Raw genomic sequence first — 18,491 nt, forward strand, 5'->3', positions numbered from 1 at the left:
TCCCCTGCTTTCTCCCGTAGGACGTATGCGGTATTAGCATCCCTTTCGAAATGTTGTCCCCCACTAATAGGCAGATTCCTAAGCATTACTCACCCGTCCGCCGCTAGAAATCGGTAGCAAGCTACCTTCCCCCGCTCGACTTGCATGTGTTAAGCCTGCCGCCAGCGTTCAATCTGAGCCATGATCAAACTCTTCAGTTTAAAATCAATAGTACATATAGTGTACCAATCTTGGCTCATCAATTACTGACAAAAATTTGCTCAAATAAACTTCGAGTAATTTCTACCATCAATCAATGAAAATAATTTCGATCGATCAATCAGTAAAAATCCACACAAGTTGTTCTTCATAATCTCTTAATGATCTTCTTGTTGGTTCGTCACCAGCAAGCTAGGTCGGCTATATTACTCTTTATTTCTAAAGAGTCAACCGGTAATTCAAATTATTTTAAACTTATCAAATAAAACCCAACTTAATCAATTCAACCAAGTTATTGTTTTATCAGAAGTTTTAATCTTCATCACCGCCGATGGATGTGCATTCTACAGCATTTCACATTCGTTGCAACACCCTTTTCCATTTATTTTTAATTTTTCATTACGTTTGTTTATTTATTCTACTAAATTGAGTTTTTTTACTATTTTTTGAGCATAAAAGGGACAATATTTCCATATTTGTCCGTTAATTTATCTTTTTCATTCTTTTCTTGCCATTTCAAAGCTCGACAATCGACATATTCACAGTATCCACCTTCCCCACACTCGATTTCGTCGTTGATTTTGATTTGATAGTTAAAGCTTCCTGCATAACCTGCGCCGAGTCCAAATTTAAAATCCCCACGACTTTGCGCTTGTATATGTATTTTCATTTTGTCATTTTGGTAAATCCATTCAAATTCACGTGGCAAATACATTTTTTGCAAATTTGGGGTTTTAACAACGGGATAAACGCGCATGACTTTAAAGAACACACCTTGGTCTGCCATGAACACTTGCTGCTGATTTAAATCTCTTAGATATAAACGCGAACTCAAAATATTGTTATAACGATCTCGCGTTTGCATAAAGATAATTTGACGCTGTCGGCTGAGGTTGATGACCTGATGGGTATAAAACGCTAAAGGTAAATATGGAAACTTGCGTATTTGTGCATAAGATAATACCGCCAACTGATTTACATCATACATCTGGCCCTGAAATTTGATTTGCCCTTCACATTGGCACATCACCGACCAATATTCAGCAAGACCTAATCTCAACTTAATTAAACACGAAGAAATATCGGTAGTTTGCACGGACAAATCTAAACTGAGTTCAGTATCTTCTCGATGGATTTGAAATACCGCTCCATCCCAACCAATCTGCTCTTTATCTCTAAATTTAAAGACGGTATCACTCAAACCACAGTCGTCTTTGATGGAATATGATTGTAATTGCCCAACCATATGACCGCTCACACTGGTCAATACTGTGGCTGTATTGAGTTCGTCTTGTTGAATGGACACAGGATTTTGAAAAGCGGGAATCTGAGGCTGACCGAGCCAACTTATAAAGTTAAGATAATGTAAGGGCGCAGGAAGATTCGGTAGACAGAGTCCATAATGGACTGAAGGGTAAGGCGTATTCGGCGCATGTAGATTTATTTTTTTATGTTGTAAATCTGGAGCTTGATTCAGTCGTCTTGATTGATCCAAGAAATCTTGAAATATCTGCATATCAAGCTCCTTTTCATTTTTATTTCATGCTTTAACTCATGCTTCTGCCTTTTTTGCCATTAAGGTGGTGACAAAACCAGACAATGCATAAATCACTGAAATAATTAAAATACCCATTGGAATATTATACGTTACAGCTGCTAAAACAAAGACTATGATTGGTAACACGGCAAATGGAACACGGCGACGATCCACCGTTTTAAATGAATAGTATTTCACATTTGAGATCATCAATAGACCCACTGCAATAATCACTACCGCATTAAAAATCTGAATACCTGTTTCGCGTAAGTCGAAGACTGCAGGGATGTCCATGCCTACCCATACCAATGAAATAATCATAACGGCTGCGAGTGGACTTGCAACACCAATAAAATAACGTTTATCGACAACCCCGATTTGTACGTTAAAACGTGCTAAACGGAAGGCTGCACATGCGGTGTAAACAAAACATGCTGCAAGACCAATACGGCCTAAGTCATTTAGACTCCAGCTATACATTAAAATGGCAGGTGCAACACCAAATGCTAGCAAGTCTGATAAGGAGTCAAACTGTTCACCAAATGGACTTTGCGCGCCAATAGCACGTGCGACACGGCCATCCAAACCATCAAATAATGCTGCAAGGAAAATGGCATAAATGGCTTGTTGAAACTCACCATTCATACTGGCAATTATTGAATAAAAGCCGGATAACAACGCTGCAGTTGTAATCAAGTTTGGCCACAGATAGATCCCACGACGTTTCACTTTATGCCCTTCATGGGTATGCTCCTCTTCTTCAACTTCAAATGTAATGCCATCAAATGCATTTTCATCCTTTGAAGAAATTTCCCGCTCAGGTTTATTTGTATTTGTCATTGTTCGATCCTAACTGTGACCTTTCTTTTTCAAGTTTAAAATTATTCGCCAACTAACCAACGTACGGCTGCATGACCACCATTTTCATTCATACGAAGATGTGGGAACAACCATTGTAATGCTTCGTCCGCATCTTCAGAGAATTTCCAAGGTGGGTTAATCACCAATAAACCACAACCATTTAGACCCACTGGAGTGTCATCTGGCCATACACAAATTTCGCAAACCAACTGACGACGAATACCGGTTTTGTACATTTTCTTTTCAAAACGTTCAATCATCGCGCGGTCTTTAATTGGATACCATACCGCAAAAACGCCTGTGGGCCATTTTTTATAAGCAGCGACCAACAATTCTACAAGCTGTGGAAAATCTTTACGTTCTAATTCGTAAGGCGGGTCAATCATGACCAAACCACGTTTTTCTTTTGGTGGAATTACACCCAGTAAACCTTCGTAAGCATCACGCTCATGCAAGCCTGCACGTTTATCAAAAATATTGTGGCGCAATTGCTGAAATACATCACGCTGCATTTCAAAAATCGTGGCTTTATCAGTTTCACGCATGCCTTCAAGTGCAAACCATGGAGAACCTGGATAAGCGCCTTTACCAAAGTTTTCACGCATTTTTTCAACAACTTTTAAATATTGTTGAACACCTTCAGGCGCATTGCGTTTAATCGAATCATCGAGCTTAACTAAACGATGAATACCATTTAAAAACTCACCTGATTTCTGTGCTTCAGAGGTCGAAAGATCATATTTACCTGCACCACCATGTGTATCTACATAGCGATAAGGTTTATCTTTTGCATTCAGTCGACTTAATAACTGAAGCAGCAAAACGTGCTTCATCACGTCGGCAAAGTTGCCTGCATGGAAATGGTGACGGTAATTCATGTTTCTTTAATTCCTGATATCAACGGACATTTTAGCATGAAAAATAGTTTCATTCCGATGCTATTCTTGCTCTAGAATACGTCACCTTTTTTTCCACAACTTTATGGATCGTATATGGAAACAGCCTTTCTCCCAAAGTCTTGGCCCGTTGATCAAATCCTCGATGATTTAGATCAACACGGGTTTAGCATTATTGATGACGCTTATCCTGCTGAATATATACATGCACTTGTTGAAGAATGTATGTCAAATTTAAATAAATTTAGGGATGCAGCCGTACAAAATGGGGTCATCAGTAAAATTAGAAGTGATCATATTTTATGGATTAACGACACCTTAGATGTCGCACAAGAACACGTTCAAGCGTTACAACATTTATCAGAACAATTTAATCGCGCATTTTTTTCTGGCATTCACGAAGTCGAAGCACATTTTGCCTGTTATAACGCAGGTGAATTTTATGCCCTGCATAAAGATAATCCTCAAGGTAAAAATGGACGTGTCATTTCAGCGGTTTATTATTTGCATGAACATTGGCAAGCCGACTGGGGCGGTGAATTGCGCTTACAAGATAAGAATGATGTTTGGCATATTTTAGAACCTAAACCGAATCGCATTGCTTTATTCCAAAGTGACCTGTTACACGAGGTACTCGAAGCCAAACATCAACGTTTATCGATTACGGCTTGGCTGCGTAATGACAACACGATGTGGTAATTCGAGATTCATCCTTTAAATCCCTTAAATTATCCTCATATATGAGTCATTCATAGATGAGGATGTACCCGATGCGTCAAAACAGTCAACAAATCATTCAGCGTATTGGCGAAACTGATCAATTATTTCTACAAGGCAACAGCCCTGATCTTGCCCTTGAGCGTGCTGACTTACGCCTACAATTGGTTAATTTAAGTAAGAACCATCAAGAACAAGTGTATTTTCTGCAAGAAGCCATTGTTCTACTTGAGCAAAGCCGGATTGAATTTGAAGAAATGCCGATTGAGCTATACATCAATTTGTCTGTGCATTTAGCCAAAGCTTATATGGTATTTTTTGAAATCACCCAAGAGCAGCGCTATGCCCTAATTACCCAGCAGATTATGAAACCGATGTCCAAAGCTGAACATGGCGACATCTACTTCTATTTGGCCTATGCCTCTGCGGTAAAACAGGAACCTGCGTTAACCCGCCACTGGTTAAATAAATACTGCAAATCTCAAGAATTCAAACTGACCACATTACTTGAGCATCCTGCATTTAATCCTTATCGCCAAGAAGAGTGGTTTGCAGAATTACGCCAAAGTAAACTGCACTAAATAAAAAACACCTCCGAAGAGGTGTTTTTTATTTGTAGAGAAATGAAATCTATGCCGGCTGCAGCTTATATGCATCCATATGTAACTGTTGATTCAGCTCATCAATCCAAATAGCCCAATCATCATCTTGTACTAAATGACTGATTAGAAAATCACGCTGCGCTTTATTCCAAAACGGCGCATCATGTAAATTTTCACTTGCGGCAAGCTGATGCGTACGTACGTATAACTCGATCGCAGCTGGACTGCTGGCTAACCCCAATTGAGAAAACAATAAAGCTAAGGATGGTTTATTTTGATTGAGCATCTCGCCCTCCTTATCAACTAATCTGTCATTTATTATTTAATTAACTTATATGATGAAGCTAAAAAAACCTAGCGATAAAACTAGGTTTGTTGTTTCAAATTGTATTTAGATTTTGCATGATCCTGAAAGCTTATGTTCTGTATGCAATTGTTCATTTAAAATATCGACCACCATGGCCCAGTCATCATCTTTTTTCCAATGACTAATAATAAAGTCGCGCTGTGACTTCGTCCAAAATGGCGCTTCATGCAATGGAACATCCATGGTGATTTGATGCGTTTCGATAAATTGATCGATGCCTTCCGGAGTTGCATCCAACCCCAATTGTTCAAAAAATAGTTCCAACGTCGGTTGTTGATCAAACATTGCCGTTCTCCTCAAGCCAAAAACATTTCTTCCATCTTCATAGTTATCTGTTTAATTGACTTTGTCAGTTGCAACTACATCTCAACGTGTTATTTTTTGTTCAAAACTTAAGCGTGGTATTTTTCGCAGGCCATAAAAAAGCACCCCAAATGGAGTGCTTTTTTTATAATTTAATTTAAAAAATTAAATTATTTAACCATGTCAGCAACTGCTGCACGTTCTTCTTCAAGCTCGTTTAGAGTGACGTTGATACGTTCACGGCTGAATTCGTCGATTTCAAGACCTTGAACGATTTTGTATTCGCCGTTTTCAGTTGTTACAGGGAAACCGAACATTACGCCTTCAGGAATACCATAAGAACCGTCAGAAGGAATACCCATAGTTACCCATTTGCCGTTTGTGCCAAGAGCCCAATCGCGCATATGGTCGATTGCAGCGTTTGCAGCAGAAGCAGCAGAAGAAAGACCACGCGCTTCGATGATCGCAGCACCACGTTTACCAACAGTTGGAAGGAATACGTCTTTGTTCCAAGCAGCATCGTTGATTTTGTCTTTTAAGCTTTCGCCGTTTACATTTGCAAAACGGTAGTCAGCATACATTGTTGGAGAGTGGTTACCCCAAACTGTCATGTTTTCGATGTCAGAAACTGCAACACCCGCTTTTTGAGCAAGTTGAGTTAACGCACGGTTGTGGTCAAGACGTAACATTGCTGTGAAGTTTTTCGCTGGAAGATCTGGAGCAGATTTCATTGCGATGTAAGCGTTAGTGTTTGCAGGGTTACCTACAACAAGAACTTTAACGTCACGGCTAGCAACTTCGTTAAGCGCTTGGCCTTGACCGATGAAGATTTCACCGTTTACTTTAAGAAGGTCAGCACGTTCCATACCAGGACCACGTGGACGTGAACCTACAAGAAGAGCGTAGTCAGCATCTTTGAATGCAACTTTAGGATCATCAGTACCGATCATACCTTCTAAAAGAGGGAATGCGCAGTCATCAAGTTCCATCATTACGCCTTTAAGCGCTTGTTGAGCTTTCTCAACTGGAATTTCTAATAATTGAAGGATAACTGGTTGGTCTTTACCCAACATTTCACCGCTTGCGATACGGAATAATAAGCTATAACCGATTTGACCAGCTGCGCCAGTAACGGCAACACGAACTGCTTGCTTCATGTAATTATCTCCAATTGAGGAAGGTCATAATGATTAAATAGCTGTTCTATCTAATCTTAATAATCATAAACGGCAAAGATTGTACTCCAATCTTTTGACGCTTGCATGTAAAAGAGAATGCTTTTCAACAAAAGTATGATAGGAAATATAAATAAAATGCCGAAAAAAGCTTAGAAAGAACCTTTAATTATGAAAGTTGCAGGACAATTTCCGACGATAGTCGCAGGGCAACTTTTGTACTGACCATTGTTTTTATAGCAAATTTTAATCTCAGTCAGCAGACTACCACCACGGGTTTGCATACAGTTAAATTCAATACTTTGTGATACCAATCCGCTGTTCATACGCAACATTTTATTACGCAAGACATTGGCTTGAATGGATTGGGTTTCTTGACTGGTCAATTCATCTGGAATTTTTAGCTTATCTGCATGATTAATAATGGTTCTGAAATACTGGCTAGCATTCATTGGGACACAGCCGCCGGTATTGTGCCAAAGCGCCACGCGAGCATTTTCATCAGGCATAATCCGTGCAACCACTTTCGCTTGCAACGGAGAAAGTTTAGCTGAACTATTGGTCGTGCAATCACGTGTAGAGGTTTCTGGATATAGACCCGTGATATTGAGTGAATACCCTTCTAAACATTTACGTTTTTTACTTTTTAATGGGTCATAGGCGCAAACAGCAGGCACCATTTGCACATCCATCACATACCCTTTTACAACCGGTGCAGCCGAAAGCATAGACATACCAAAGCCTGCACCACTGCCGATGAGCAGTGATGTCAGTATTCGATAAGCAGGTCTAATGTCCATTTTCGGCATTCATCATTTACCCATATTGCGCCTAAAAACAGGCGCATCTTGCTTTAAAATTTATTGCGCATTCCGTAATGGAATCATTTGCATTCTTTTTTCAATCGATTGTGGCCCCTGACCTAATAAAAGGCCGTAATGGGTTGCATTGGTCATCACATGTTTTACATAGTCTCGCGTTTCCGTTAATGGAATCGATTCCGTATATTGATCCGCTGCAATTGCTTGATATTCAGGCTGCCAGCGTCGAGCACGATTTGGACCCGCATTGTAACCTGCGGTCGCTAAGACTGGACTATTACTCAATTGACGTTGAATCATCGATAAATAGAAAGTGCCATAACGAATATTGGTATTCATATCCGTTAATGCAGCGGGGTTATAACTCTCCCCCATCTGACGAGCCACCAATTTTGCGGTGTCTGGCATAATTTGCATTAAACCACCGGCACCGACATGTGAACGTGCGCTAGTGACAAACCGACTTTCTTGACGCATCAAACCATAAGCCCATGCAGGGTCAATGCCGGCATTACGACTATGACTCACCACATAATTTTGATGCGGCATAGCATAACGTAAAGCATAATTGTGCTGTTTAGTGGTTCGATCTGCCGCATAAATCGCCCGATCATACCACCCCATATCGGTTGCACGTTTAGCTGCGGCAAGAATCATGCCATCATCATGCTTTAAATAGGCTTGACGCACTGCCCAGTTCCATTCACGGTTAATATAGCTGTCAGATGCATTAATATTGCGCAATGCAAAGGCACGACGGAAGTGAATATCCTGACTGAGACGCTGCGCATCTTGTGACGAAGGCTGCACATTTGACGGAATATTGTTATAAGACTGACCAATTTTGTCACGTGCTAACAAATTATGGTAATCATCGCCAACGGCAAGCTTACGATAAATGTCTTGTGCCGCACGTTTAGATGAGGCATCGCCACGTTGTTCAGAGGCACGTGCTAACCAATATTGCCAACGATCTTCTTGCTTTTGCGAAACGCTCATCGCATCAATTGCACGAATGACACTTTCCCATGCGCCAAAACGAATGGCTTGTCGCGCATAAATCTCGGCTTCTTCTGCACTAAAAGGCAGTCCATAACTCAAATCAAGATAATTTAGAACTTCACGGTTGAAATTATTTTTCATTACCGTTGTACCACCGATATACCCGACACTACGGTATAGGGCTTTTTGTACATCGGCTGGTGTGCCTTCTGCTGCACGTTTCACCGAAGAAATCGCGCCATTTAAGTCGCTATCGGCCAAGCGACCCATCGCATAAATCAGGTATGCATGATCTTCAGCTGTGGCTTTGGGTGCAGACCATAAATAATTCAGTGGATTGGCTTGAATGGTGTTGAGTTGTGACAAATTAATATTTACGCCAATGGTTTGCGCAGTCGCAATCGCTTGTCCTGACTGACCCGCTCTTAACTGTCCCCACATCCGTTGATGGCGGTCATCTTGAGTCATTAAAGGACTCGACAGCATCATACGGCCCAAGCCCGTACACGAGTCAGGTTGTGAGTTTGTGGTCAACCATACATCTTTAAATTCTGCGTAAACCAGAGGGTCGCCCGACTTTGCGCGGACTTGAGCCATGGCACATGTTTCAGCACGGTCAGCATTAGTCACATATTGCAAGACAGGCTGTGCTGTAGCGAAATCAGCTTGTTTGACTTTTTCTTCAACATAATCTGCGGCTAATTTTTCTGCCATTGCCGAGTTTGGATAGCGCTGTGCAAAATTAATAATGGCACTTGCAGGTTGTGAAGCCAAATTATTATTCAGTAACCAATATTCTGGATAATAGCCCAAAACGTCATTTTGCATGGATGATTGGTATTGTTGTAATAAACTAATATTGCCTGCATTCGCAGCACGTAAAGCATCCTTAAACTGCTCATCTGCGGCTTGGGCAAACGCAGAAATTCCGGAGAGCCCGACACTCAAAGCAAGTAATTTAGCGTAATTTTTCTGTTTAAAATTATGTTTTAACATCCACTTGCCTTCTTTCATGTCATTCTGCTCAGTTACAGCACATCGAACTTTGTTTAGGAATTAGTTTAATAATTCTAAACTCTGCATTGTGTTCTGTTATGTAACCTTATGATTAGCCAATATTAATTTTCAAACATTTTTGCTTCATAAATCAATATGGCAGAGTTGTAATTTTAGGCTGTAAGTTTCTAGTGAATTACTGCTAAAATATTGCTCATTCTTAAAATCCCCTTTTTGACCTCCGCAGCTGCACAATTCAATTGATTGAATTGTCTGTCAGCCACGTATGGTTATTGATTTTCATAAAATTCCTTTAGGAGCCTACATGGCGGTTCAAACCTTCATCCCGAATAGTGCCCAAGCTGCCCCAGATAACACTGTTACCCAGCCACAGCACACCCCAGCTCAAGATGGAGCAGTGAAAAAACTGTACATCGAAACGCAAGGGTGTCAGATGAATGAGTATGACAGTCAACGTATGGGCGACCTTTTAGGTGATTCTCACGGCTATGTGCTGACGAACGACCCTAAAGAAGCCGATATTCTCCTGATGAATACCTGCTCTATTCGTGAAAAAGCACAAGAAAAAGTATTTTCTGAGTTAGGCCGTTGGCGCAAGCTGAAAGAAAAGAATCCTGATCTTGTGATTGGTGTTGGTGGCTGTGTTGCCTCTCAGGAAGGCGACAACATTCAAAAACGTGCACCGTATGTTGATATGGTCTTTGGTCCACAAACCTTGCACCGTTTACCGCAAATGTTAGATCAGCATACTGAGCAAGTGGTCAAACCGAAAAAAGAAAAAATTCAATTGGTGGATATTTCATTCCCTGATATTGAAAAATTCGACTTTTTACCTGAACCGCGTGTAGAAGGGTTTAAAGCCTTTGTCTCGATTATGGAAGGCTGTTCTAAATACTGTTCATTCTGCGTAGTTCCTTATACCCGTGGTGAAGAGGTTTCTCGCCCACTCGATGACGTATTGGCTGAAATTGCCACTTTAGCTGAAAAAGGCGTACGTGAAATTTCATTACTCGGCCAAAACGTGAATGGCTACCGTGGTGAAACTTTTGAAGGGGAAATCTGTACCTTTGCAGACTTATTACGTTTAGTGGCCGAAATTCCGGGCATTGGACGTATTCGTTACACCACATCGCACCCGCTTGAATTTAATGATGACTTGATTCAATGCTACCGTGACTTACCGCAAATGGTTTCTCACTTGCATCTACCAGTTCAAAGTGGTTCGAATGACGTGCTACAAGCCATGAAACGTAACCACACGATTGATGTATATGTCGATAAAATTGCTAAATTACGTCAAGTTCGCCCTGATATGCATTTATCTAGCGACTTTATTATTGGCTTTCCGGGTGAGACTGACGAAAACTTCGAAGAAACTTATCAATTTATCCAAGATATGGATTTCGATCATTCATACAGTTTCATCTACTCAAAACGTCCGGGTACTCCTGCTTCAGAACTTGAAGACACGACCCCTGAAGATGTGAAAAAAGAACGTCTTGCAAAAGTTCAACAATGGATTAAACAATCCAGTATCGATAAAACTGATGCAATGCTAGGGACCATTCAACGTGTCTTGATTGAGTCTGTTTCAGACAAAGATCCGAACTTGCTGATTGGTACTGCAGACAATACACGTTTGGTTAGCTTTATCGGTGATCCTGCATGGGTTGGGCGTTTTGCAGAGATTGAAGTGACAGATATTAAAACTTTGAAGTTTGTTTACGGTGAACTCTTGAATCTTGAGCCTGACGTGGCGTAATGTAAGCTTAATCGTCAGACCAATTTAAAGGAATTCTCTTGACTGCAGCGATTCGACGTACTGTAACTTTTGCCGGTATTCCACTTGACCGTTTACAAAGCATGCTCGGTGCCTATAACGGTCATCTCAAACAAATTGAACAACGTTTAGATGTCAAAATTTCTCATCGTGCAGATGCTTTTTTTGTCGATGGGGAAATCGATGCGGTAGAGAGAGCCGAAAGTCTCCTTCACCGTCTTTATGAAGAGTCCGAAACCAATCCACAGATTAGTGCGGACATTTTACACATGATGATTCAAGGCAGTCAGACTGACCGCGAAATTCAGGAAGATTTTTCTGAAAATGAGCATACCGGTTTAGACAATGTTTATCTACAAACCCGTAAAGGTCGGATCAATCCACGTGGTGCCAATCAAAAACGCTATGTACAGCGTATTTTACAAAGCGATATTTCATTTGGTATCGGCCCAGCGGGTACAGGTAAAACTTATCTCGCGGTCGCCGCTGCTGTAGATATGCTAGAACGTAATGAAATTCAGCGTATTTTATTGGTTCGCCCTGCGGTTGAAGCCGGTGAAAAACTGGGGTTTTTACCCGGTGATTTGAGCCAAAAAATTGACCCTTACTTACGTCCGCTATACGACGCTTTGTATGAAATGCTCGGTTTTGAAAAAGTCGCTAAACTGATTGAACGTCAAGTGATTGAAGTTGCACCACTGGCCTACATGCGTGGTCGTACCTTAAATCATTCTTTTGTGATTTTAGATGAAGCACAGAACACTACCCCTGAACAGATGAAAATGTTCCTCACCCGTTTAGGCTTTGGTTCTCGAGCGGTGATCACGGGCGACATTACACAGGTCGATTTACCTCGTGGTCAACAATCTGGTTTGGCACATGCCTTACGTGTGATTGAAAAAATCAAAGAAATTCATATTACTCGCTTCCACTCTCGTGACGTGGTACGTCATCAATTGGTTCAAAAAATTGTTGAAGCCTATGAGGGATGGGACAGCGAACAACATCGCCTCACGGCTGAACAACGTGCAGAACGTAAAGCACGTCAGGAAGCCTTGGTGGCGGACAATGATGCTAAAGCTGATGGGCAGCATCAAGACGAAAACATTTAAGGATTCATTTTGAAACTTAATCTCTCCTTGCAGCAAAATTTTCAGTCACCTGAATTGGTGGTGAAACGTGCGCATATCAAAAAAGTCGTGGAAACGGCTTTACGTCATATCGATACACAAAGTGATTGTGAGATCGGTATTGCATGTGTGGACAATGACGAAAGCCACAAATTGAACTTGGAATATCGTGGTAAAGACAAACCGACCAATGTGTTGTCTTTTCCGAGCGATCTCCCCGATGAAATGGCTGCAGTTTTAGACTCATTTCCGATTGGCGACTTGGTGATTTGTATTCCTGTGGTTCTTCGTGAAGCACAAGAACAAAGCAAAGCACCCCTGACCCACTTTACGCATATGCTGGTACACGGTACGTTACACCTCATGGGTTACGACCATGAAACCTCTGATGAAGATGCTGAAGAAATGGAAGCTTTGGAGATCGAGATTTTAGCCAAATTGGGGTTTGATAACCCTTATCTGGAAAGAGATTAAGAACCCAAAAAGCGAGCTACGGCTCGCTTTTTTAACATTATAAAAACCAAGGAAGGAAAGATATGCAATATGTCGTGATTTTTAAAGCACGCATTCGTACGCTTGATGAGCTGTATTTTTCGACTGCACAGCAGCTTAGAGACAAAGCCTTGACACACTTTAACTGTCAACATTTTGAAGCGCTGACAGAGGGTGAGCATGAAATCGCCCTTTCCTACTGGAATACATTAGAAGACATTCGAGCTTGGCAACAAGATGCACAACATCTGGTCGCGCAGCAATTGGGGAAAAACCAATGGTATGCGAGTTTTAGCGTCGAAATCTGCGAAGTTTTGCGACGCAATCACAACTGATTAACGCACCTCAAACTCTGCTTCTGCAGGATCAAAGCGCCAAGTACGCACAATACGAAGTTCTGAGATGTCTTTCATTTTGGCATCAAACAAACCAAAAGGTGCCGCCTTACGCACAGAGGTTTTTGCAGCTTCATCCAATAAACTTGAACCTGAACTTTCGATCAAACGAATGGCACGAATCCCGCCATTACTGTTCAAAATAACCATTAAACGTACTTCACCGCGTAGCTGTTGCTGTTTTGCCGCTTCAGGATAATAACGGTTGCCATAAAACTCGACTTTTTCGCGGAATTTTTCCATATAGGCCGCAGAAACATCTTGCTTGGCTTGAATACCATCAATGGTTTTAATTTTTTGCTGACGGCTAAAGTTTTGCTGACGTTGTAAATATTGGGCTTCGATACTCGCCACCATCGCAGCCTTGGCCTGAAACTGACTATTCAACTCCTCAACGGCTTTTTTGCGACTGTTTTCTTCAGCTTGTTTTTGCCAACTCAAAGTTGTCATCAACACTTTATCTTCAAAGCTGAGTTCTTTCTTTTGTTGCAGTTGTTCTAAAGCTTCACTTTTTTGCTCACCGGCTTTTTGTTCGATCATCGGTGCAGGCATGTCACTCGACATACGATGTGACTCACGGAATGTCCCAGAGCCCTGCTGATCGGCTTGTGCTAAAAAGTCTGCATGTTCAATTTTTTCCGTCGTAGAACGTAAAGAAACTGCAATTTCTTTGGTGTTATAATCCGCCTCTTGGGGCATGGAAAATTGCATGGTTAAAAAAGCCAAATGCAACACAGCAGCAAACGCCAATGCAGTTGCAAATATGGGATCTTTCCACCACTCTTTCATCAAGGGCATGAACGTTATTTTTTTCAGCATCACATTAAACCGACAATTTGCCGCATTCCCCAAACTACTTAAAACAGTATAAAATAAAACTCGTATTCATTTTTTGATGAAAACGAGAAATCCATCAACACATCGATAATGCACAATTAAAATCATGAAAATGGTGCAATTTATTTTGCTAAACTGCAAGATCAAAACCTTGTGTTTTTATAGAAATCGACAAGATAAACATCGTTAAAAAACATAATTTGTCAGGATGCACTTCTTATGCAAACGCTAGTTTCCAATATCGCTAAACGTATACGCCAAGTGTACCAAAAAGCTGAAGGATTTATTGAAGATGAGCGTGAATTCCCAATGTCTCAAGTGTTTTTAAATGCGACATTTCAGCGCTTTGTGACCGATAATGTGAAAATGCTCAAAGACTTGCATGCTGACCTTCATGACGACTGGCTCAGACTGTATGCCACACTCGATTATAATGGACTGCTCATCACGCTTTCCGTGGACCTTAAATTGGTGCAAATGGAGCTGAATAAAAATACCCAATTGATCGTATTTGAACAAATTAGTGATACACAAGTGATTGAAGCGAAGTATCCAAATGTTCTGTATAAGATGGGCGTGCGCATGGCGTTATGGTTCTATCAAAAAGTACTCAACCAAGATCCATTGGGTATGATTTTGGAAAAGCTCAATGTGATCAAAGTTAAAGATGATTTACTGTATTTAGACCTGAATCGCTGGCTCGGTAAAAGTCGATCGATTATCGACACATTGGGCAAAGTCCATGTCAACCATGCTGTTTTACGTGAGGCCGAATTGGTGGTGATTGGTAATGTTAATTTAACCGCATTGTTCACCAAGATGTCGCAAGAACGGATAGAAGACTGGGATGACTCAAATTTAAAAGACGATGAAGTCACGCCAATTAAGCAAAAGGAAAGCTAGACTTATCCTGTACTTAGATATCTTGAGCCTATAAAACGCTACACAACATATACATTAGGCACGGATTTGCGACGAGATTCTCCACAATCCAGCCGCATAATAAACATATCAGGTGGTTTAGCCCACCGCACTTCTATTGAATAGGAAAACCATACTTATGGCACATTCAGTTTTGAAAAATTTAGGTCTTGTTGCTGGGGTATCGACTACACTGCTTTTGACTGGTTTCTCAAGTCAGTCATTTGCCATGAGTCCATTCCAAGCCAACTACCAATTTAACTACAACGGCAAAAACTTGGGTTCTGCAACACGTACCCTAAAACAATCTGGGAATAACTGGACGTATGTTTTCGCAGCAAAAGCTGGTGCGATGGCCTCTGCAACTGAAACCAGTCGTTTTAGTTTAAATGGCAGCCAAATTCACTCGAACAGCTTTAGCCGCAGCAGCAAAATTTTGGTGCACAACAACACCATGAATATTAATTTTAATGCTGGCGCAAAAACCATTAATACCAAAAAAGATGATAAAGCGCGTTCATTTGCGTGGAAATCAGGTGTGTTAGATGAACTCAATGCTGAATTGCAAATTCGTGAAGATTTAAAAAATGGTGGTTTGAAATCGAATTACTACATTGCCGATGCCAAAGAGGTTGAAGCTCGTAAGTTCGTGAAACAAGGCACTGAAAAAGTGAAAACCACTTATGGAACTTTTGACACCGTTAAAGTCGTGATGCGTCATGACAAACCAGGCCGTCAAACGACTTTCTGGTTAGCACCAAAACTAGATTATCTACCTGTCAAAGTTTCCCACCAAGACAATAAAACCTCTTACGGTTTATTGTTAACGGGCTATAAAGGTGCAACAAATTAATTGATTTGATCAATTTCGCTTGCATTTTTCACGGTGCTTTTTAAAATACGCTTTTGCTTTAAAAAGCACCTGCCCCTCGAGGATTCTCCCGTGCACGCTCTGGAACAGAAAATCTTAGCTGAAGGTATCGTTCTCTCTGAAGAAGTTCTGAAAGTCGATTCTTTCCTGAACCACCAAATTGACCCTGTGATGATGCAGCAAATTGGTCAAGAATTTGCCCGTCTTTTTAAAGATGCTGGCATTACCAAAATCATCACCATTGAAGCATCAGGTATTGCACCTGCAGTAATGGCTGGTCTTGAACTTGGTGTTCCTGTGATTTTTGCACGTAAATATCAATCTTTAACCTTAAAAGATGATTTGTATCGCTCAAAAGTGTTTTCTTTTACCAAACAAACTGAAAGCACGATCGCGATTTCTAAAAAGCACATCAATGCTGAAGATAAAGTTTTAGTGATTGATGACTTCTTGGCCAATGGTCAAGCGGCTTTAGGTCTTGCAGATCTTATTCATCAAGCAAGTGCTGAAGTATTGGGTATCGGTATCGTGATTGAAAAATCATTCCAACCTGGTCGTGATATTTTGCTTGAAAAAGGCTATCGCGTTGAATCATTGGCACGTGTGAAATCACTGGCGAATGGTACAGTTGAATTTGTTCGTGACTAAGTTTGCGTTCAAAAGAAAAAAAGAACACATCAGGTGTTCTTTTTTTTGCTAAAAATTTGCCATTAAGGTGACGTAGAGCGCACTTTTTAACGCCTTGGTTACAAGCAGACAAAACATCTGTGCGCAAAACTCGATAAAATTCAGGAAAATCGTTGCATTTGATCAAATGGGTCAACTACTCATCTGTCAAATTACATTATGCTGCACCATAAATTCGGCCACTTTATTTTTTAAGGCTACGGAAAGTTATGAATACAGAAGATCAAAATATGGAACCGACAGTTAAATGTCCAAGATGTGGATCAACCCATATTGAAAAGCGTAACCATGAACAAAACTTACAAAAAATTGGTGGGGTTTTACTCAGTGGTGCAGGAACTGCTGCAGGGACTGTCGGTGGTGCGGCATCTGGCGCATCTATTGGTGCTGCGATTGGTGGTGTAACTGCAGGCCCACTTGGCGTGATTATGGGCGGAACCATCGGTACTTTTGTAGGTGCGATTAGCGTCGGTATCACAGGCGGTTTTCTAGGACACCGTTTTGGTAAAAAAGCCGGCGTGATCGTCGATCAAAATATTTTTCTCGACTACCAATGTTTAGACTGCAAACAGCGCTTTGAAGTTGAGCAACAGCCTGAAGACGCTGCAAAGACTTCGGATCAAGACTAAATTCGATGTAAAAAAAGAGCGCATCAGCGCTCTTTTTAATGGGTTATTGTTTTTCTAACATGTATTTCTAGCCTATTGAAATGCTATTCGAAACCATGGCGAATCAATTATTTTGAAGCATCAGTTAAAGATTTTGATTCTGCTTTGACTTGATCTTGTTTCGCCAAAAATTCTTTTTCTTCAGCTTTTTTCTCTTGCGGGAAATCCATACTGTGCAAAACTGGCATTGCCGTACACAAGGAAGATGCAGCAAATGCGGAACACAGGAAAATCATTCGAAAATTAATAATAGACATCACACACCCCAAAGAAGAAATTTAAATACAAATCATGTAATCAAAAAATAAAAATAACGCGCCCAAAAAGACAGCAAAAATCGATTCAAGGCCATCACTGAGCAGGCTGTATTTAAAAACTTTCAATATGTTATTGATATCACTTATTTTGGGTATTTTAAGAATAGTTCGACAGATTTATTTTTATATTTTTGGGCGCAAATACAATATCGTAAATAAAAGAAATCACACGTAAAAAAGCAAGAAAAGTGCAATATTTAAACCTTTTCTTGCTCGTTCGCTACAAAGTCTGCGTAACTTCCTAGAACAAGTAAGTATCAAATCAACTTTTTGACCACTTCGCCTAGGCGTTTACCCTGCTCTTCACATAAGTTTCGCTCATCTTGACTCAATGACTGATCATGGCGCGGACCACTGACATGGCTTGCACCATAGGGCGTACCACCCGTTTTGGTATTCGATAATGCAGGATGGGCATTACTTAAACCCATAACCATCATTCCATGATGGAACAAAGGCGGCAGCATGGTCAGCAAAGTACTTTCCTGTCCGCCATGCATTGAACCTGAACTGGTAAACACACAGGCAGGTTTACCATGCAATGCGCCATTGAGCCAAAGCGCTGTGGTTTGATCCCAGAAATATTTCATTTCCGACGCCATATTGCCAAAACGTGTCGGTGAACCAAGGGCTAAACCTGAACAATGCGCTAAGTCATCTAAGCTACAGTAAATATCGCCTTCGGCAGGAATACTGGGCTGCACGTCAGTCACCACGGTGGATAAATTTGGAACGGTACGTATTTTTACCGCCATCCCAGAAGCTTCAATTCCATTGGCAATCAAATGTGCCATCTCACGTGTTGAACCATATTTGCTGTAATACAGCACCAGTACATAAGCTTGCGTCATTTTTATAAATTCAATGAAAAAAGAAAACTATACGGTATTTTTCCTA

At 40.8% G+C, this 18,491-nt stretch carries 21 protein-coding genes and 1 rRNA gene; 10 read left to right on the forward strand and 12 right to left on the reverse strand.

All coding sequences use genetic code 11. The features are described from left to right. From FTT94_RS11400 to FTT94_RS11415, 4 genes are all read right to left on the reverse strand, one after another. A 16S ribosomal RNA gene (locus tag FTT94_RS11400) occupies nt 1-200 on the reverse strand; the annotation flags it as partial. Nucleotides 201-637: 437 nt separating this feature from the next. Beyond that, entirely contained in the window at nt 638-1,714 is a 1,077-nt protein-coding gene (locus FTT94_RS11405) for a DUF6670 family protein (protein WP_180170825.1), read from the reverse strand. Between the two features lie 36 nt (nt 1,715-1,750). Further along, the gene (pssA, locus tag FTT94_RS11410; RefSeq protein ID WP_078189231.1) at nt 1,751-2,575 is read right to left on the reverse strand and encodes a CDP-diacylglycerol--serine O-phosphatidyltransferase; all 825 of its coding nucleotides are present in this window, start codon (nt 2,573-2,575) and stop codon (nt 1,751-1,753) included. A 41-nt stretch (nt 2,576-2,616) separates the two neighbouring features. After that, nucleotides 2,617-3,474 carry a 23S rRNA (adenine(2030)-N(6))-methyltransferase RlmJ gene (locus FTT94_RS11415; RefSeq protein ID WP_078189232.1) on the reverse strand — a complete coding sequence of 286 codons (858 nt, stop codon included), beginning with the start codon at nt 3,472-3,474 and terminating at the stop codon, nt 2,617-2,619. A 114-nt stretch (nt 3,475-3,588) separates the two neighbouring features. Between FTT94_RS11415 and FTT94_RS11420 the strand changes: the two genes are divergently transcribed. Together FTT94_RS11420 and FTT94_RS11425 are read left to right on the forward strand one after the other, a co-directional pair. After that, nucleotides 3,589-4,191 carry a 2OG-Fe(II) oxygenase gene (locus tag FTT94_RS11420; protein WP_180008392.1) on the forward strand — a complete coding sequence of 201 codons (603 nt, stop codon included), beginning with the start codon at nt 3,589-3,591 and terminating at the stop codon, nt 4,189-4,191. 71 nt (nt 4,192-4,262) lie between these two features. Continuing rightward, nucleotides 4,263-4,790 carry a hypothetical protein gene (locus FTT94_RS11425; protein ID WP_180170826.1) on the forward strand — a complete coding sequence of 176 codons (528 nt, stop codon included), beginning with the start codon at nt 4,263-4,265 and terminating at the stop codon, nt 4,788-4,790. Between the two features lie 49 nt (nt 4,791-4,839). Here the strand turns inward: FTT94_RS11425 and FTT94_RS11430 are convergent, their stop codons facing one another. The 5 genes from FTT94_RS11430 to FTT94_RS11450 all read right to left on the reverse strand — a co-directional run bounded on the left by FTT94_RS11430 (nt 4,840) and on the right by FTT94_RS11450 (nt 9,493). Next, a complete protein-coding gene (locus tag FTT94_RS11430; protein ID WP_078189234.1) occupies nt 4,840-5,097 on the reverse strand; it encodes a DUF2789 family protein in 258 nt (85 codons plus the stop codon). Between the two features lie 105 nt (nt 5,098-5,202). Continuing rightward, nucleotides 5,203-5,463, reverse strand: a complete 261-nt coding sequence (locus FTT94_RS11435; protein WP_180103030.1) for a DUF2789 family protein — start codon at nt 5,461-5,463, stop codon at nt 5,203-5,205. A gap of 188 nt (nt 5,464-5,651) precedes the next feature. Then, nucleotides 5,652-6,638 carry a malate dehydrogenase gene (locus FTT94_RS11440; protein ID WP_180008396.1) on the reverse strand — a complete coding sequence of 329 codons (987 nt, stop codon included), beginning with the start codon at nt 6,636-6,638 and terminating at the stop codon, nt 5,652-5,654. A gap of 170 nt (nt 6,639-6,808) precedes the next feature. Then, nucleotides 6,809-7,390: a ribonuclease I gene (locus FTT94_RS11445; protein ID WP_257223169.1), complete on the reverse strand. Its 582-nt coding sequence runs from the start codon at nt 7,388-7,390 to the stop codon at nt 6,809-6,811. A gap of 126 nt (nt 7,391-7,516) precedes the next feature. Continuing rightward, nucleotides 7,517-9,493 (reverse strand): lytic transglycosylase domain-containing protein, encoded by a 1,977-nt coding sequence (locus FTT94_RS11450; RefSeq protein ID WP_180073405.1) that lies wholly within the window; start codon nt 9,491-9,493, stop codon nt 7,517-7,519. A gap of 307 nt (nt 9,494-9,800) precedes the next feature. On the opposite strand from FTT94_RS11450, the gene miaB reads away from it, so the two are divergent. The 4 genes from miaB (at nt 9,801) to FTT94_RS11470 (ending at nt 13,233) form a co-directional block, all read left to right on the forward strand. Continuing rightward, nucleotides 9,801-11,258, forward strand: a complete 1,458-nt coding sequence (miaB, locus tag FTT94_RS11455; protein ID WP_180170827.1) for a tRNA (N6-isopentenyl adenosine(37)-C2)-methylthiotransferase MiaB — start codon at nt 9,801-9,803, stop codon at nt 11,256-11,258. Nucleotides 11,259-11,296: 38 nt separating this feature from the next. Next, a complete protein-coding gene (locus FTT94_RS11460; RefSeq protein ID WP_111885944.1) occupies nt 11,297-12,388 on the forward strand; it encodes a PhoH family protein in 1,092 nt (363 codons plus the stop codon). Nucleotides 12,389-12,397: 9 nt separating this feature from the next. Next, nucleotides 12,398-12,880: an rRNA maturation RNase YbeY gene (gene ybeY, locus FTT94_RS11465; RefSeq protein WP_078192431.1), complete on the forward strand. Its 483-nt coding sequence runs from the start codon at nt 12,398-12,400 to the stop codon at nt 12,878-12,880. 62 nt (nt 12,881-12,942) lie between these two features. After that, complete coding sequence (locus FTT94_RS11470) at nt 12,943-13,233, forward strand: antibiotic biosynthesis monooxygenase (RefSeq protein ID WP_111885943.1); 291 nt, start codon at nt 12,943-12,945, stop codon at nt 13,231-13,233. Here the strand turns inward: FTT94_RS11470 and FTT94_RS11475 are convergent, their stop codons facing one another. Then, nucleotides 13,234-14,091, reverse strand: a complete 858-nt coding sequence (locus tag FTT94_RS11475; protein ID WP_213032932.1) for an energy transducer TonB — start codon at nt 14,089-14,091, stop codon at nt 13,234-13,236. A gap of 258 nt (nt 14,092-14,349) precedes the next feature. Between FTT94_RS11475 and FTT94_RS11480 the strand changes: the two genes are divergently transcribed. From FTT94_RS11480 to FTT94_RS11495, 4 genes are all read left to right on the forward strand, one after another. Beyond that, nucleotides 14,350-15,033 (forward strand): hypothetical protein, encoded by a 684-nt coding sequence (locus FTT94_RS11480; protein WP_180117908.1) that lies wholly within the window; start codon nt 14,350-14,352, stop codon nt 15,031-15,033. Between the two features lie 157 nt (nt 15,034-15,190). Then, entirely contained in the window at nt 15,191-15,904 is a 714-nt protein-coding gene (locus tag FTT94_RS11485) for a DUF3108 domain-containing protein (RefSeq protein ID WP_078192434.1), read from the forward strand. Nucleotides 15,905-15,994: 90 nt separating this feature from the next. Continuing rightward, nucleotides 15,995-16,570 (forward strand): xanthine phosphoribosyltransferase, encoded by a 576-nt coding sequence (locus FTT94_RS11490; RefSeq protein ID WP_078189246.1) that lies wholly within the window; start codon nt 15,995-15,997, stop codon nt 16,568-16,570. A 269-nt stretch (nt 16,571-16,839) separates the two neighbouring features. After that, nucleotides 16,840-17,238 carry a hypothetical protein gene (locus tag FTT94_RS11495; RefSeq protein ID WP_180026120.1) on the forward strand — a complete coding sequence of 133 codons (399 nt, stop codon included), beginning with the start codon at nt 16,840-16,842 and terminating at the stop codon, nt 17,236-17,238. A gap of 107 nt (nt 17,239-17,345) precedes the next feature. Here the strand turns inward: FTT94_RS11495 and FTT94_RS11500 are convergent, their stop codons facing one another. Together FTT94_RS11500 and wrbA are read right to left on the reverse strand one after the other, a co-directional pair. Continuing rightward, the gene (locus tag FTT94_RS11500; protein ID WP_180112960.1) at nt 17,346-17,534 is read right to left on the reverse strand and encodes a hypothetical protein; all 189 of its coding nucleotides are present in this window, start codon (nt 17,532-17,534) and stop codon (nt 17,346-17,348) included. 317 nt (nt 17,535-17,851) lie between these two features. Continuing rightward, nucleotides 17,852-18,445, reverse strand: a complete 594-nt coding sequence (wrbA, locus tag FTT94_RS11505) for an NAD(P)H:quinone oxidoreductase (RefSeq protein WP_078192437.1) — start codon at nt 18,443-18,445, stop codon at nt 17,852-17,854. Between the last annotated feature and the right edge of the window lie 46 nt (nt 18,446-18,491).

It is taken from the genome of Acinetobacter sp. YH12027, from assembly GCF_013420085.1.
Classification (GTDB): domain Bacteria; phylum Pseudomonadota; class Gammaproteobacteria; order Pseudomonadales; family Moraxellaceae; genus Acinetobacter; species Acinetobacter amyesii.